We start from the raw sequence: 15373 nt of genomic DNA, 5'->3' as shown, positions 1-15373 counted from the left end.
GTTCGGGGCCCGTCCCTTTGCGCGTGTACCATCTCCGATAGCCGAATATCCCCGCGACGAAAGCAGGAACATGACCGCCTCCACCCCCGACAAGGACGACCGCATCGGCTTCCGGCGCGTGATGCTCAAGCTGGGCGGTGAGATGTTCGGCGGTGGATCCGTGGGCGTCGACCCCAACGTCGTCGAGAACGTCGCGCGCCAGATCGCCGAGGTCGCCCGCGCAGGCACCGAGGTGTGCGTGGTCATCGGCGGCGGCAACTTCTTCCGCGGCGCCCAGCTGCAGCAGCGCGGCATGGACCGCGCCCGCTCGGACTACATGGGCATGCTCGGCACCGTGATGAACTGCCTGGCGCTGCAGGACTTCCTGGAGCAGCAGGGCATCGACTCGCGCGTGCAGACCGCCATCCAGATGACGCAGGTCGCCGAGCCGTACCTGCCGCTGCGCGCCAAGCGCCACCTGGAGAAGGGCCGCGTGGTCATCTTCGGCGCCGGCATGGGCATGCCGTACTTCTCCACCGACACCACCGCCGCCCAGCGAGCGCTGGAGATCGGCTGCGAGGTGCTGCTGATGGCCAAGGGCGTCGACGGCGTGTACTCCGATGATCCGCGCACGAATCCGGACGCCGAGCTGTTCGATCACATCAGCCACCGCGAAGTCATCGAGCGCAACCTAAAGGTCGCCGACGCCACCGCTTTCTCGCTGTGCATGGACAACGACATGCCGATCCTGGTGTTCAATCTGCTCACGGACGGCAACATCGCCCGCGCCGTGGCGGGCGAGCACATCGGCACCCTCGTGCGCAGCTGATAGATTAAAGACCCGTAACACCCGCGAGGGACGAGTTCGACCTGTCCCAGATAGAAGAGGCGACGATGATCGACGAGACGCTGCTCGACGCAGAAGAGAAGTTCGCAAACTCCGTGGAGCACTGCCGCGAGGAGCTGACGCACATCCGCACCGGACGCGCTAATCCCGCGATGTTCAACGGTGTCGTGGCGGAGTACTACGGTTCGCCGACCCCGATCACCCAGATGGCCACCATTTCGGTGCCGGAGCCGCGGATGCTCATCATCAAGCCGTACGAGCCGTCCGTCATGCAGGACATCGAAAACGCCATCCGCAACTCGGATCTGGGCGTGAACCCGACCAACGACGGCCACGTCCTGCGCGTCACCGTGCCGCAGCTGACGGAGGAGCGTCGCCGCGAGATGGTGAAGATGGCCAAGGGCAAGGGCGAGGACGCCAAGATCGCCATTCGCAACGTGCGCCGCAAGGGCATGGAGTCGCTGAAGAAGATCCAGAAGGACGGCGACGCCGGCGAGGACGAGGTGCAGACGGCGGAGAAGGAGCTCGACGGCGTCACCAAGAAGTACGTCGAGCAGATCGACTCGCTCGTCGAGCGCAAGGAAGCCGAGCTGATGGAGGTCTAGGACCTCCCCGCCCGTACCCAATCGCCCGATGAACCGGAGTTGACGTGCCCTCGCCGAATCCTGAGCGCCTCATCGAGGAACTCCGCCTCCCCAAACCCCGTAACTCCGCGGGGCGCAACGTGCCCGTGGCCATCGCCATGGGCGCGTTTTTGGGCGCTCTGGTCATCGGTTCGTTGTTCCTGGGGGCGTGGGCCTGGTACCTGCTCGTGGCGGGTGCCGCCGCGCTGGGCACGTGGGAGGTGGCGCAGCGCCTGCGGGAGTCGGATTGGATGCTCCCGCGCCCGGTGCTGCTGATCGGCGGCCAGTCGATGATCTGGCTGTCCTGGCCGATGGGCGTCGCCGGCATCGCCGTGGGCCTGTTGGGGACCCTGATGTTCCTCATGGTCAGCCGCTTGTTCCTGTACGGGGCCAACGAAGCCCCGCGAAATTGGCTTCGCGACGTCGGCGTCGGCACGTTCGTGATCATGTGGATTCCGCTGTGCCTTGCCTTCGGGGCCAGCCTGGCGCGGATGCCCACCCCGGGCGACGTGAACCCCGTGTGGGTGATCGTCACCTTCATGCTTTGCGTGGTGGCCAACGACGTCGGCGGTTACGTGGCCGGCGTGTTCTTCGGCAAGCACCCCATGGCCCCGGCGGTGAGCCCCAAGAAGTCGTGGGAGGGCTTCGCGGGTTCCGTGATCTTCGGATCGGTCATCGGCGTCGCGGCGGCCATGCTGTTGCTCGACGCCCCCTGGTGGTTCGGACTGCTCCTGGGCATCTTGCTCGTCGTCGCCGCGACGCTGGGGGACCTGGTCGAATCCCAGTTCAAGCGCGACCTGGGCATCAAGGACATGTCCTCGATGATCCCCGGCCACGGCGGTCTGATGGACCGGCTCGACGGGATGCTGCCGGCCGCGGCCATGACCTGGATGCTGCTGACTCTCTTCGGTCTCTGACCGGACGGGGCCGACGGCGGCGTCGCAAAGCAAGGAAGGCGGGCACCCCACGAGGGGAGCCCGCCTTCCGGCGTACGGGGGAGGGGACGATCAGCGGCGACGCAGCTGGCGCTTCATCTCGAACATCTTCCAGATGCCCGCGCAGGCCATGATCAGGCCACCGATGATCGACGCGAGCAGCAGACCGACGCCCAGCGGGAAGTTCCACGTCCAGCCGAAGAGGTGGAGCTCGACCGTCTGCTGGTTCTGCATGATGAAGATCAGCAGGAGGATCAGCAGCAGGGCGCCGACGATCAACGCCACCCACGTGCTCGACGCGGCGCCGCCCTTCTTGGCGGGGCGGGAAGGCTCGGTGGTCTCGGTGGCCTCGGTGGTGTCGACGGGATCGGCGGGCAGCGGTTCCACCGCGGTGTCGTCCATGCGGGCGGGCACGTCGGCGCGCGGGGCCGCGTAAGCGTCGGCGCCCCCGTCCAGCGGCGCATTGTCCCGGCCGGTGACGGGCCGTCCGGCGGCGTCGGGGTAATCGCGTTCAGTCATGTACACCATTCAACCTTGCCGCGCGGTTCGCCGCCATACCGGGCGACATGCGATGATGGGGCCATCATGACCAAGGAACTTCCCCTCGTCTTCAACGCGCCCCGACGCGGCATGCCCGACACCCACCTCGCCGACCTCGACGGACCGGCCCTAAAGGAGGCGGTGAAGGAGCTCGGCCTGCCGGCGTTCCGCGCCAACCAGATCGCCCGCCACTACTATGGCCGCCTCGAGGCCGACCCGGAGACCATGACCGACCTGCCCGCCGCCGCGCGCGGCCAGGTCAAGGAAGCGCTGTTCCCGCCGCTGCTGGATCCGGTGCGCCACATCTCCTGCGACGACGGCGAAACCCGCAAGACCCTGTGGAAGGCCGGCGACGGCACTCTGCTGGAGTCGGTGCTGATGAAGTACCCGGACCGCGCGACCCTGTGCATTTCCTCGCAGGCCGGTTGCGGCATGGCCTGCCCGTTCTGCGCCACCGGCCAGGGCGGCCTGCAGCGCAACCTGTCGACCGCGGAGATCATCGACCAGGTGCGCGAGGCCGCCGCCGCCATGCGCGACGAGGGCGGCCGGTTGTCCAACATCGTCTTCATGGGCATGGGCGAACCGCTGGCAAACTACAAGCGCGTCGTCGCCGCCGTGCGCCGCATCACCGAGCCGGTGCCGGACGGCTTCGGCATTTCGCAGCGCAACGTCACCGTGTCGACCGTGGGCCTGGCGCCGGCGATCCGCAAACTCGCCGACGAGGACATGTCGGTGCGCCTGGCCGTGAGCCTGCACACGCCGGACGACGAGCTGCGCGACACCCTGGTGCCCATCAACAACCGCTTCTCGGTGGCGGAGGTGCTCGACGCCGCCCGCTACTACGCGGACAAGTCGGGCCGCCGCGTCTCCATCGAGTACGCGCTGATCCGCGACATCAACGATCAGGGCTGGCGCGCCGACATGCTGGGCAAGAAGCTGCACAAGGCGCTCGGCTCGCGCGTCCACGTCAACCTCATCCCGCTCAACCCCACCCCGGGGTCGAAGTGGGACGCGTCGCCGAAGGCGCAGCAGGACGAGTTCGTCCGCCGCGTCCGCGCGCAGGGAGTGCCCTGCACCGTGCGCGATACCCGCGGCAACGAGATCGCCGCCGCCTGCGGCCAGCTAGCCGCCGAAGGGGCCTGAGGGGACCTAAGGGGAAGGGTCCGGGAAAGCGGGCCCAGCGGAGCACGAAAAAACGCCCGCACCACGTGGAAACGCGGTGCGGGCGCCGGTGTCCCGGGGGACCCCCAGAGAGGATTAAGCCTGGAGGGTCTTGCCCTTGTCCTCGTCGACGTTCGGGATGCCGCCGGTGATCGAGGTCTGGCCCTTGCCGTAGGTGTCCGGGGTGTGGTTCCAGGCACGCAGCTGGGACTCGGACAGCTCGGCGTAGGCGCCGCGGCCGTGGACCTGGTCATCGGCCCACACCGGCTCGACGTGGCCGAGCGGCTTGTTGCGGGCGGTCACGGTGCGGACCTGCTTGCCCTTCGGGGAGAACGCGCGCCACAGCAGGGCGATGGCGAAGATCGCGGCGATGGCGATCAGCCAGATGTTCTCGACCTTGCCCGGGTGGTTGCCCCAGAGCATCGCGATCAGGAAGATCACGGAAATCCAGCCGGCCTTCTGCAGCGCGCCCTCGCTCAGGCCGCTCCAGCCCCACTTGGCGGCGGGGACGTCGAGAGTGCTGACGCCGTTGTAGATCTCTTCCTTCTTGTGTCCGTGGGCCACGGTAATCCTCCTGTTTGCGCCGTACCTTCGCCGCCGCGGTGCCATGTTGAGCTCGTGGTCAGTGCCGACGTCGACAGCCCGTCGTTCTGCCCGGTCGCGCCGCGGCGGTCCCGTTAACGTGCATTTTGGCACACTCTCAGCGAATGTTGAGTATCGGGTGTAACAATACCCCAGTGAAGACCAGGATTCTCGTTCTCGGAAGCACCGGCTCCATCGGCACTCAGGCGCTGGAGGTGATCGCCGACAATCCGGAACGGTTTACCGTGGTCGGGCTGGCCGCCGGCGGGGGGAACCCGGAACTGCTGGCCGCCCAGGCACGGACTCACGGCGTGTCGTTCGACCGCGTCGCCTGCGCCGACCCGTCCGCCGCGGCGTCCATCGACGCCGCCGTGTCGTCCGGCCCCGACGCCGCGGAGCGACTGGTCCGCGAGGTCGAGTCCGACGTCGTGCTCAACGCCCTGGTCGGGTCGATGGGCCTCGGCGCCACCCTCGCCGCGCTCGAATCCGGCGCGCGCCTGGCGCTGGCCAACAAGGAATCGCTCGTCGCCGGCGGGTCGCTGGTGCTGCGCACGGCGAAGCCCGGCCAGCTGGTGCCCGTCGACTCGGAGCATTCGGCCATGGCGCAGTGCCTGCGCTCGGGCACCATGGACGAAGTCGATCGCCTGGTGCTGACGGCGTCCGGCGGGCCTTTCCGCGGCTGGGACCGCGACCGCCTGATGACGGCCACCCCGGAGCAGGCCGGCGCGCACCCGACCTGGTCGATGGGGCCGATGAACACCCTGAATTCGGCGTCGATGGTCAACAAGGGCCTGGAGCTCATCGAGGCGGCGTTGCTTTTCGACGTCCCGGCGGAACGCATCGACGTGACCGTTCATCCGCAGTCGATCATCCATTCCATGGTGACGTTCACCGATGGCGCGACCATCGCGCAGGCGTCTCCGCCGTCGATGAAGCTGCCCATCGCCCTGGCGCTGGGGTGGCCGGACCGGGTCCCGGAGGCACAGCATGCGCTGGACTTCCGCGACGCGATGGTCTGGCGCTTCGAGCCCCTCGACGACGACGTCTTCCCTGCGGTTCGCCTGGCCCGCGAGTCGGTCACGGCGGGCGGCTGCACCCCGGCGGTGTACAACGCCGCCAACGAGGAGGCCGCGGAAGCCTTCCTGGCCGGCCGCATCGCCTTCCCGCACATCGTCGACGTCGTGGGGGAGACGCTGGCCGCCATCGACGCCACCGCCGAGCCGCGCGACATCGCCGACGTGCTGGAAGTCGAGGGACGGGCCAGGGCGCTGTCCACCGAGCTGGCGGATAAGCTGGCGCGGTGACTTTCCTCTTCGGCGTCTTCCTCTTCGCCCTCGGCATCGCGGTGACCATCGCGCTGCACGAGTGGGGCCACATGCAGGCCGCGCGGATGTTCGGCATGCGGGTGCGCCGCTACTTCATCGGATTCGGCCCCACGGTGTGGTCGACAAGCCGGAAGCATGCGGGCGGTGGCGGGCACGTCACCGAGTACGGCCTCAAGGCGGTGCCGCTGGGCGGTTTCTGCGACATCGCGGGCATGACCGCCCAGGATCCCGTGGCCCCCGAGGAAGAACAGCACGCCATGTGGCGCCGCCCCTGGTGGCAGCGCATTGCGGTGCTCTCCGGCGGCGTGGCCATGAACCTGGTCGTCGGCGTGGTGCTCATCTACGTCGTCGCCGTGGCGTGGGGCCTGCCGAACATGAACGCCGACTTCGCGCCGCGCGTCCAGGCCACCCAGTGCGTGCCGGCCACCCAGAACCCCGACGGCACGCTGTCGGAGTGCACGGGCACGGGGCCCGCGGGCGATGCGGGGCTGCGCGCCGGCGACGTGATCACGTCGGTCAACGGGACGGCGGTCGAAACGTACCCGGAGGTCATCGAGGAGGTCGGCTCGTCGGAAAGCGGGCCCATCGAATTCACCGTGGACCGGGCCGGAACCACCGCGACCATCGTCGTGGAGCCGGAGGTCGTCGAACGCCGGACCAACTCCGGCGCCATCGCGCAGACGCCGGCCGTCGGCGTGCTGTTCGAGCGGCCGCAGAACACCCTCAACGAGTTCACGCCGCTGACCGCGGTGCCGGGCGCGCTGGCGTTCACCGGCGACATGTTCGGGGCCGTGTGGGACGGGCTGTTGTCCATCCCCTCGAAGGTGCCCGGCGTCGTCGCGTCGATCTTCGGCGCCGAACGCGACCAGGAAAGCCCCATGAGCGTGGTCGGCGCCTCACGCGTCGGCGGCGAGATGGTCGAAAACGACATGTGGAGCGGTTTCCTGATGATGCTCGCCAACCTCAACTTCTTCCTGGCGCTGTTCAATCTCGTGCCGCTGCCGCCGCTCGACGGCGGGCACATCGCGGTGGTCGTCTACGAGAAGCTCCGCGACTTCTTCCGCCGCCTGGCCGGCAAGCCCGCGATCGGGCCCGCCGACTACACCCGCCTGATGCCGGTCACCATGGCCTTCACCGCCGTGCTGCTGACCTTCGGCGTGATCGTCATCGCAGCCGACGTGGTCAACCCGATCCGGCTTTTCGGCTAACGTCCTTTCATAGACCCCCACCCAAGGATTGAGGAAGAACACCCTTGAACGTCTCGCTCGGAATCCCCGAAACCCCCGCCGTGCTCGCGCCACGTCGCAAGACCCGCCAGCTCATGGTCGGCGGCGTCGGCGTCGGTTCGGACCACCCGATCTCCGTGCAGTCGATGACCAACACCAAGACGCACGACATCAATGCGACGCTGCAGCAGATCGCGCAGCTCACGGCGTCGGGCTGCGACATCGTGCGCGTGGCGTGCCCGAAGACCATCGACGCCGAGGCGCTGCCGATCATCGCGAAGAAGTCGCCGATCCCGGTCATCGCGGACATCCACTTCCAGCCGAAGTACATTTTCGCGGCCATCGACGCCGGGTGCGCCGCAGTGCGCGTCAACCCGGGCAACATCAAGGAGTTCGACGGCCGCGTCAAGGAGGTCGCCAAGGCGGCCGGCGACGCGGGCATCCCCATCCGCATCGGCGTCAACGCCGGTTCGCTGGACAAGCGGATCATGGACAAGTACGGCAAGGCGACGCCGGAGGCGCTGGTCGAGTCGGCGCTGTGGGAGGCCGGCCTGTTCGAGGAGCACGGCTTCGGCGACATCAAGATCTCGGTCAAGCACAACGACCCGGTGGTCATGGTCGAGGCCTACCGCCAGTTGGCCGCGCAGTGCGATTACCCGCTGCACCTCGGCGTGACCGAGGCGGGCCCGGCGTTCCAGGGCACCATCAAGTCGTCGGTGGCGTTCGGCGCGCTGTTGGCGGAGGGCATCGGCGACACCATCCGCGTGTCGCTGTCGGCGCCCCCGGAGGAGGAGATCAAGGTCGGCGACCAGATCCTCCAGTCGCTGAACCTGCGCCCGCGCAAGCTGGACATCGTGTCCTGCCCGTCGTGCGGCCGCGCGCAGGTCGACGTCTACGAGTTGGCGGAGAAGGTGACCGCGGGCCTGGAGGGCATGGAGGTGCCGCTGCGCGTGGCGGTCATGGGCTGCGTCGTCAATGGTCCGGGCGAGGCGCGCGACGCCGACCTGGGCGTGGCGTCGGGTAACGGCAAGGGCCAGATCTTCGTCAAGGGCGAGGTCATCAAGACCGTGCCGGAGGATCAGATCGTGGAGACCCTCATCGAGGAGGCCATGCGCATCGCCGCCGAGATGGGCGACGACGAGGCCACGGTCACCGGCGAGCCGCAGGTCAAGGTCACCGGCGCATAGGTCGGCCCGTTTCAGGGCAAGGTTTCCGGCTTGACGACGGCCCGCGTGGCGGTCGGTCCGGCGTGCCATCCGGGAGGGATCCGTCCCCGGTGATAGCGTCCCGGGCATGAACGCCCCCTTCCCGCGCAAGCGTGCCGCCGCGCTGTTCACGGCCGTCGCCATGGCCGCCACCACGGTGGCGTGCACACCGCGCCCGGACACCGGCGAGGACGTGCTGGAGGAGTTTTTCGGCGCGCTCGGCAGCGGTGACGTGGCGGCCGCGGCGGAGATGACCGATCACGCGGACACGGCCCGCCGGGACCTGGGCGCCGCGTGGGGCGGGTTGTCGGCCGAGTCGCTGGAGGCCGAGATCGGCGAGGTGCGCGGCGATGGGGGGCGCACGACCGCGGAGGTCACGCTGGATTGGGATCTGGCGGGCGATCGGGAGTGGGCCTATGACACCACGTTCCACCTGACCAAGTCGGACAGCCGGTGGGCGGTGCGGTGGACGCCGTCGGCGCTGCATCCGCGCCTGGGCAACAACCAGCATCCGGAGCTTCGGCGCATTCCGGCGCCTCGGGCATCGGTCGTCGGCTCGGATGGTGCGACGCTGTTGGAGCCGGGCACCGTGCATCGGGTGGTACTGGACCGTTCGGCGGTGCCGGACGTGCAGGGCGCGGTCAACCGCATCGCCACGGTGGTCAACAACGGCATGCCCAAGGATGGCGAGGGCCGGCAGGCCGCGACGGTCGACGCTCGTGCGGTGGGGCCGCAGGCGGCCGGCGGGTCGGGGCCGTTTTCCGTGGTCGTGTTGCCGGCGGATGCGCCGGCGGAGGTGCGCGACGAGTTGGCCTCCCTGCCCGGGGTCAGCGTCAACGACGAAGCCGCGATGGTGCGCCCCGACCCGGGTTTCGCGCCCGATCTGATGAGCCGCGTGGAGCGCATCGTCTCCGACGACGTCTCGGGCGGCGACGGCTGGAACATCGTGGCCGCCAATCCCGACGGCGGCGTGCTGGCCCCGTTGCACACCGTCGACCCGGAGGTGCGGCCGGCCATCCGGGCGTCGGTGAGCAAGTCCGTGCAGGATGCGGCCCAACGGGCGGTGGATCTGCGCCCGGAGGCGGAGGTCATGCTCGTGGCGCTGCGGCCGTCGTCGGGCGAGGTGCTGGCGGTGGCGCAGACGCGCAAGGCCGACGAGAAGGGCGATCTGGCCATGATGGGCCAGTACCCGCCGGGCTCGACGTTCAAGATCGTCACCGCGGCCGCCGGGATGGACAATCTGGGCCTGGACCCGTCGTCGACGGTGCCGTGCCCGGGCACCATGACGCTGGGGCCGCGCGTGGTCATCAACTACAACGGCAGTGGAGTGGGCGACACGTCGCTGACCGACGCCTTCGCGCGGTCGTGCAACACCACCTTCGCGGACATCTCGCACAAGATGGAACCGGGGCAGTTGCAGACCGAGGCCGAGCGCTTCGGATTGGGCGTCGACTACCGCATCGCCGGCCTGGACACCATCACCGGTTCGGTGTCGGACGGCACGGACGAGGCCGAGCGCATCGACGCCGGCTACGGCCAGGGTTTCGACCTGGCCAGCCCGTTCGGCATGGCGATGGTGTCGGCGACCATCGCCGCGGGCCGCGCCCCGACTCCGTCGCTGGTCCCGCAGGCGGGCACGTGGGCGTCGGCGTCCCCGGAGCCCCTGGCCCCGGAGACGGCCGAGCACCTGCGATCGGTGATGCGCGCGGTGGTCACCTCCGGCACGGCGACCGCGATCGCCGGGCGCGGCGAGGTCTACGGCAAGACCGGCGAGGCCGAAGTCTCCGGCGGTTCGCACGCGTGGTTCACGGGGTGGCGCGACGACATCGCGTTCGCCACGCTCATCGTCCACGGCGGCGGGTCGGAGCACGCGGTGAGCGTGACCGACGCGTTCCTGGCCAATCTCGACGAGCAATCCGGGCGCGACGAGCCCGTCGGCTGACGGGTCCCCGGGCGGGGGTATCGTGTTCGCCATGACCGATCGTGCACCGTTGACCATGCAGGAGCCCACCCCGATCCGCCCCGTGCCCGCCCACATCGAGCGGCCGGAGTACGCGTGGAAGGACGAGGTCGCCGAGGGCGTCGGCGAGCCGTTGGTGCAGAGCCCCAAGGACATCGAGGCCATGCGCGAGGTGTCCCGCATCGCCGCCAACGCACTGGTCGAGGCCGGCAAGGCCTGTGTTCCGGGCGCCACGACGGATGACGTCGACCGCGTGGTCCACGAGTACCTCATGGACCATGACACGTACCCGTCGCCGCTGGGCTACCGCGGGTTCACCAAGAGCTCGTGCGTGTCGCTCAACGAGATCGTGTGCCACGGCATCCCGGGCACGCAGGTCATCGAGGACGGGGACATCGTCAACGTCGACGTCACCGGCTACAAGAACGGCGTCCACGGCGACACCAACGCGACCTTCTTCGCCGGCGACGTCTCCGAGGAGCACCGCCTGCTGGTCGAGCGCACGTACAACGCGACCATGCGCGGCATCAAGGCCATCAAGCCGGGCCGCGAGATCAACGTCATCGGCCGGGTCATCGAGGCCTACGCCAAGCGGTTCGGCTACAACACGGTCCGCGATTTCACCGGCCACGGCGTGGGCACCACGTTCCACAACGGCCTTGTCGTGCTGCATTACGACGAGCCGTCGCAGACCACGGTCCTCGAGCCGGGCATGACGCTGACCGTCGAGCCGATGATCAACCTCGGCGAGCTGGACTACGAGATCTGGGAGGACGGCTGGACCGTCCAGAACTCCGACCGCAAGTGGACCGCGCAGTTCGAGCACACGGTGCTGGTGACGGACTCGGGCTACGAGATCCTGACGCTTCCCGACGACGTCGTGGAGGGCCAGTTCCTCACCGGTTGGACCCCGGGCGCCTGATCCCATGACGCGGGGGCGGCGGAATCAGCCGGGCAGCGCGTTCCTCGTCGCGGGGTGCACGTCGGATGCCGGCAAGTCCGTGCTGGTCGCGGGGATGTGCCGGTTGCTGGCGCGGCGCGGGGTGTCGGTGGCGCCGTTCAAGGCGCAGAACATGTCCAACAACTGCGCCGTGACCCCCGACGGCGGTGAAATCGGCCGCGCCCAGGCGCTGCAGGCGCTGGCCTGCGGGCTGGAGCCCAGCGTCGATTTCAATCCGGTGCTGCTCAAGCCCGGCTCGGATCAGACCAGCCAGGTCGTCGTCCGCGGCCGCGCCGAGGGCAGTGTGTCGGCGTCGACGTACCGGGAGCGTCGCAAAGCACTGCGGTCGGTGACCACCGCCTGCCTGGAGGATCTGCGCTCGCGGTTCGACGTCGTGGTCTGCGAGGGCGCCGGGTCCCCGGCGGAAGTCAATCTGCGGGAGTCGGACATCGCCAACATGGGGTTGGCGGAAGCGGCCGACCTGCCGGTCCTGGTCGTCGGCGACATCGACCGCGGCGGGGTGCTGGCGCATTTCGTGGGCACGCACGCGATCCTCGGCGAGGGCGACCGCGACCGGATCACGGGATTCGTGGTCAACAAGTTCCGCGGCGCCGTCGAGTTGCTCGTCCCGGGCCTGGACGTGGTCGCGCAGCGCACGGGGGTGCCGGTCCTCGGCGTCCTCCCGTTCCTCCGGGGCCTGTGGATCGACGCGGAAGATTCGCTGGGCACCGTCGCCGCGACATCGATCGGGCCGGCGAGCGCACCGCTGGGCACCGATGTGCTCACCGTTGCGGCGATCCGGCTGCCGCGGGTGTCCAACGCCACGGACGTCGAGGCGTTGGCCGCGGAGCCGGGCGTGCGCGTGGAATGGACCGTCGACCCCAGCACCGTGGCACGGGCCGACCTGGTGGTGCTGCCCGGCACGAAGGCCACGGTCCATGATCTCGGGTGGTTGCGCGAACGGAAGCTCGACGACGCCCTGGTCCGCCGCGCGTCCCAGGGGAAACCGACGCTGGGCATCTGCGGCGGATTCCAGATGATGTGCGCGTCGATCGTCGACGGGGTGGAGAGCGGTGCCCCCGGCTCCGATCCGGTGCGCGTCGAGGGGTTGGGCATCTTCGACGCCGACATCGAATTCGCCGAGCCGAAGGTGCTGGCCAGGCACGGCGACGGCTCCTACGAGGTGCACAATGGCCGGGTGGCCAGGAGCGTCGAAAAGCACTGGCCGCACGGCGAAGGTGCCGTGCGCGGCGCGATCGCCGGCACCCACCGGCACGGCCTTCTGGAAAACGATGAGGTGCGCCGCGATTACCTGCGCTCGGTTGCCTCCGCTGCGGGGCTGGACGGTTTCGTCGTCGCAGCCGACACCGACTTCCGGGCCGAGCGGCTGCGGCAGCTGGACCTCATCGCCGACGCGATCGAGGAGCACTTGGCGGGCCCGGCGCTCGCGGCGGCGACCGGAGTGCCCGAACTGGGGTGATCGCTCGCCGACTGCGGGTGAAATGCCCGGGTGACTCCGTTTCACCCCTTACGTTCCGGAGTGAACTGCGCGCGGAGTGCCCGCGGGGAACCGACCAGGGGAGTGACTGATGAAGCCGATCACGCGGGTGCGCACGGGCAACGGGCGACGGGGATGGTCGGCGGTCGCCGCCATCGGCGCGGCCGCGTTGATGGGTGCCACCGTCGGGGCCCCCGCCGCCATGGCCGTCCCCTCCGGTTCGGGCGGGCTCGGTTCGTCGGATCTTGGCTCGGTGGGCATCGGCTCTGCGGCCGTGGTGGAGGAGCCGTTCCCGGAACTGGGCTGGGCGAACGACCCCGAGTGCGTGCCCGCCCCCGAGCATCCGCAGCCGGTCCTTCTCATCCACGGCACGTGGAGTTCCGCCGAGGACATGAAGGCGCTGGCCACGCCCCTCGTCGCCGGCTACTGCGTGCATTCGCTGGAATACGGGTGGCACCGCGAATCGGCGCGAGGCAACGTCCCCGGCACCAACGGCGTGGGCGACGTGCGCGAGAGCGCGGCGGCGGTCGATCGGGCGATCCGGTACGTCGCCGGCGAGACGGCCGCGGGCCGGGCCGCCGGCGCCGTCGACGTCATCGGGCATTCGCAGGCCGCGGCGCTGATGCGGCTGGCCATGAACGACCACGGCGCGGCGGAGTTCGTCGACGACGCGATCTACCTCGCCGGCACGCACCGGGGCACGTCGATGGACGGCCTCGACCAGCTCAACCTGCATTCCAGCTCCGCGGCCGTGGCCGTCGGCGACGCCGTCCTCGGGCCGGCGGCCTTGCAGCAGCTGAACGGGTCCGACGTCGTGGCGCACCTGGAGTCCCTGCCGGACACCCAACCGGGCGTCGACTACACGGTTCTGGCCTCCGTCGACGACACCACGGCCAGCACCGCGCCGGGGGCGTTCCTCGAAGCGGGCCCCGGCGCAACCGTGACGAACGCCCTGATCCAGGACGTGTGCCCGGCCGCGCCGTCGCCGTTCACCCACGACCACATGAGGGATCACCCCATCGTCCACGGCCTCGTCCTCGAGGCCCTGGCGGGGCGCCCGGTCGTGTGCGCCCCGGCCGAACTCGGCTAGTTGAACTCGAGGCCGAGGATCGCGTTTTCGATGACCTCGGGCAGCGCCGGGTGGATCCAGTGCTGCTTGGCCACGACCTCGCGGACGTCCTGCTCGAACGCCATCATCTGGATGCACTGCTGGACCAGCGTCGCGGCCTGCTCGCCGATGAAGTGGGCGCCCAGCAGGCGGCCGGTCTTCTTGTCGGCGATGAGCTTCGCGAATCCGTCGCGGTCCTCCAGCGCCCAGCCGTAGGCCACGTCGCCGTAGTTCTGCACCTTGACCGTGACATCGGTGCCATTGGCCTCCGCCCATTCGCGGGCCTCGTCCTCGGTCATGCCGACCTGGCCGATCTGCGGGTGCGAGAACACGGCCGAGGGGACGTACCGGTGATCGAAGGACCGCAGGTCATCCGGGTTGAGAACGTTGTGGAAGACGACCTTCGCCTCGTGGTTGGCGATGTGCTTGAGCAGGTGCGGGCTGGACACGTCGCCCAGCGCCCACACGCCCTCGGCGGTGGTGCGGCCATGCTCGTCGACGACGATGCGGCGGTCGTCGTGCATCTCGATGCCGCCGGCGGCCAGCTTCATCAGATCGCCGTTGGGCACGCGGCCGGTGGCGACGAGGAAAACGCCGCCGCGGACTTCGGTGCCGTCCGACAGGGAGGCGACGGCGACGGTCTCGCCCGACTCATCGGTCTCCTCGCGCAGATCGTCGATGAGGGTGTTCAGCCGCACGTCCCAATCGCGGGAGGCGACCTCGGTGAACCGCTTAGACACCTCGGCGTCCGACTCGCGGTTCATCGCGCCGGAACGGACGATGACGTGGACCTTCACGCCCAGCGACGAGAAGACGTGGGCGAACTCGGTGGCGATGAACCCGCCGCCGAGGATGATCATCTCCTCCGGCAGCTTCTCCAGCCGCATGATGTCGTTGTTGGTCCGGTACTTCACGCCCGACTCGCGGACGAAACCGGGGACCTTGGTGCGGGAACCGGCCGCGATGATGATCTGGTCGGCCGTGATCTCCATTTCTTCGTCGCCCTGGCCCGTGCGGATGCGGCGGGGGCCGACGAAGACCGCGTGGCGGTCGTAGACGTCGATGTTCGGCGTCTGCGGGCCGCGCCGGTACGCCTCTCCGCCGTCGGCGATGGCGTCGATGCGCTTGGCGAAGACGCGCTCCTTGATCGAGTCCCAGTCGATCGAATCGACGTGGGCGTGGACGCCCAGTCGCGCGGCCTCGGAGACGTTGCGTGCGGCGTCGGCGGCCAGCACGTACATCTTCGTGGGGATGCAGCCGACGTTGAGGCACGTGCCGCCGAAGCGGCCTTCCTCCACCAGCGCGATGCTCACGTCATCGAAAGCGGGCGACGGGATCGAATTGCCCGATCCGGTGCCGATGATGATCAGGTCGTAATGCCGGGCGGTGTCGGTGCTCAATGCATCTCCTCGTGGGGAAGGGGTCGGGCGGAAGGTGGCCAGGT

Annotated in this window: 14 protein-coding genes; 11 read left to right on the top strand and 3 right to left on the bottom strand. The window is 69.3% G+C overall.

What is annotated here, in order from left to right; genetic code table 11:
* The first annotated feature begins 70 nt into the window (after positions 1-70).
* From pyrH to CX1_RS09540, 3 genes are all read left to right on the top strand, one after another.
* Positions 71-808: a UMP kinase gene (gene pyrH / locus CX1_RS09550; protein WP_046650150.1), complete on the top strand. Its 738-nt coding sequence runs from the start codon at positions 71-73 to the stop codon at positions 806-808.
* A gap of 65 nt (positions 809-873) precedes the next feature.
* Positions 874-1431 carry a ribosome recycling factor gene (gene frr / locus CX1_RS09545; RefSeq protein WP_046650151.1) on the top strand — a complete coding sequence of 186 codons (558 nt, stop codon included), beginning with the start codon at positions 874-876 and terminating at the stop codon, positions 1429-1431.
* A 44-nt stretch (positions 1432-1475) separates the two neighbouring features.
* Positions 1476-2366, top strand: a complete 891-nt coding sequence (locus CX1_RS09540) for a phosphatidate cytidylyltransferase (RefSeq protein ID WP_046650152.1) — start codon at positions 1476-1478, stop codon at positions 2364-2366.
* A 90-nt stretch (positions 2367-2456) separates the two neighbouring features.
* On the opposite strand, the gene CX1_RS09535 is transcribed toward CX1_RS09540, so the two are convergent.
* Positions 2457-2903 (bottom strand): LapA family protein, encoded by a 447-nt coding sequence (locus CX1_RS09535; RefSeq protein ID WP_082719289.1) that lies wholly within the window; start codon positions 2901-2903, stop codon positions 2457-2459.
* A gap of 66 nt (positions 2904-2969) precedes the next feature.
* Between CX1_RS09535 and rlmN the strand changes: the two genes are divergently transcribed.
* Positions 2970-4067, top strand: coding sequence for a dual-specificity RNA methyltransferase RlmN (gene rlmN, locus CX1_RS09530; RefSeq protein WP_060925577.1), 1098 nt, complete (start codon positions 2970-2972; stop codon positions 4065-4067).
* A gap of 114 nt (positions 4068-4181) precedes the next feature.
* On the opposite strand, the gene CX1_RS09525 is transcribed toward rlmN, so the two are convergent.
* A complete protein-coding gene (locus CX1_RS09525; RefSeq protein WP_060925576.1) occupies positions 4182-4649 on the bottom strand; it encodes a DUF2631 domain-containing protein in 468 nt (155 codons plus the stop codon).
* A gap of 143 nt (positions 4650-4792) precedes the next feature.
* Between CX1_RS09525 and dxr the strand changes: the two genes are divergently transcribed.
* From dxr to CX1_RS09490, 7 genes are all read left to right on the top strand, one after another.
* Positions 4793-5971: a 1-deoxy-D-xylulose-5-phosphate reductoisomerase gene (gene dxr / locus CX1_RS09520; RefSeq protein ID WP_046650153.1), complete on the top strand. Its 1179-nt coding sequence runs from the start codon at positions 4793-4795 to the stop codon at positions 5969-5971.
* The gene (locus CX1_RS09515; protein ID WP_046650154.1) at positions 5968-7200 is read left to right on the top strand and encodes a M50 family metallopeptidase; all 1233 of its coding nucleotides are present in this window, start codon (positions 5968-5970) and stop codon (positions 7198-7200) included. Before dxr ends, CX1_RS09515 begins: the two co-directional genes overlap by 4 nt.
* 44 nt (positions 7201-7244) lie before the next feature.
* Positions 7245-8405 carry a flavodoxin-dependent (E)-4-hydroxy-3-methylbut-2-enyl-diphosphate synthase gene (gene ispG, locus CX1_RS09510; RefSeq protein WP_046650155.1) on the top strand — a complete coding sequence of 387 codons (1161 nt, stop codon included), beginning with the start codon at positions 7245-7247 and terminating at the stop codon, positions 8403-8405.
* 106 nt (positions 8406-8511) lie between these two features.
* On the top strand, positions 8512-10365 hold the full coding sequence (locus tag CX1_RS09505; protein WP_082719271.1) for a penicillin-binding transpeptidase domain-containing protein: 1854 nt from the start codon (positions 8512-8514) through the stop codon (positions 10363-10365).
* Positions 10366-10396: 31 nt separating this feature from the next.
* Entirely contained in the window at positions 10397-11305 is a 909-nt protein-coding gene (gene map / locus CX1_RS09500) for a type I methionyl aminopeptidase (RefSeq protein WP_046650173.1), read from the top strand.
* Positions 11306-11309: 4 nt separating this feature from the next.
* A complete protein-coding gene (locus CX1_RS09495; protein ID WP_046650156.1) occupies positions 11310-12803 on the top strand; it encodes a cobyric acid synthase in 1494 nt (497 codons plus the stop codon).
* Positions 12804-12912: 109 nt separating this feature from the next.
* The gene (locus CX1_RS09490; protein WP_052753146.1) at positions 12913-13911 is read left to right on the top strand and encodes an esterase/lipase family protein; all 999 of its coding nucleotides are present in this window, start codon (positions 12913-12915) and stop codon (positions 13909-13911) included.
* Here the strand turns inward: CX1_RS09490 and mtr are convergent.
* Positions 13908-15329, bottom strand: a complete 1422-nt coding sequence (gene mtr / locus CX1_RS09485; RefSeq protein WP_046650157.1) for a mycothione reductase — start codon at positions 15327-15329, stop codon at positions 13908-13910. The two genes, CX1_RS09490 and mtr, sit on opposite strands and share 4 nt — an antisense overlap.
* Between the last annotated feature and the right edge of the window lie 44 nt (positions 15330-15373).

The organism is Corynebacterium xerosis NBRC 16721 = ATCC 373, assembly GCF_001552415.1.
Lineage (GTDB): Bacteria > Actinomycetota > Actinomycetes > Mycobacteriales > Mycobacteriaceae > Corynebacterium > Corynebacterium xerosis.
Note: the sequence above shows the minus strand (reverse complement) of the source record. Positions and strands in the feature narration are given on the sequence as shown.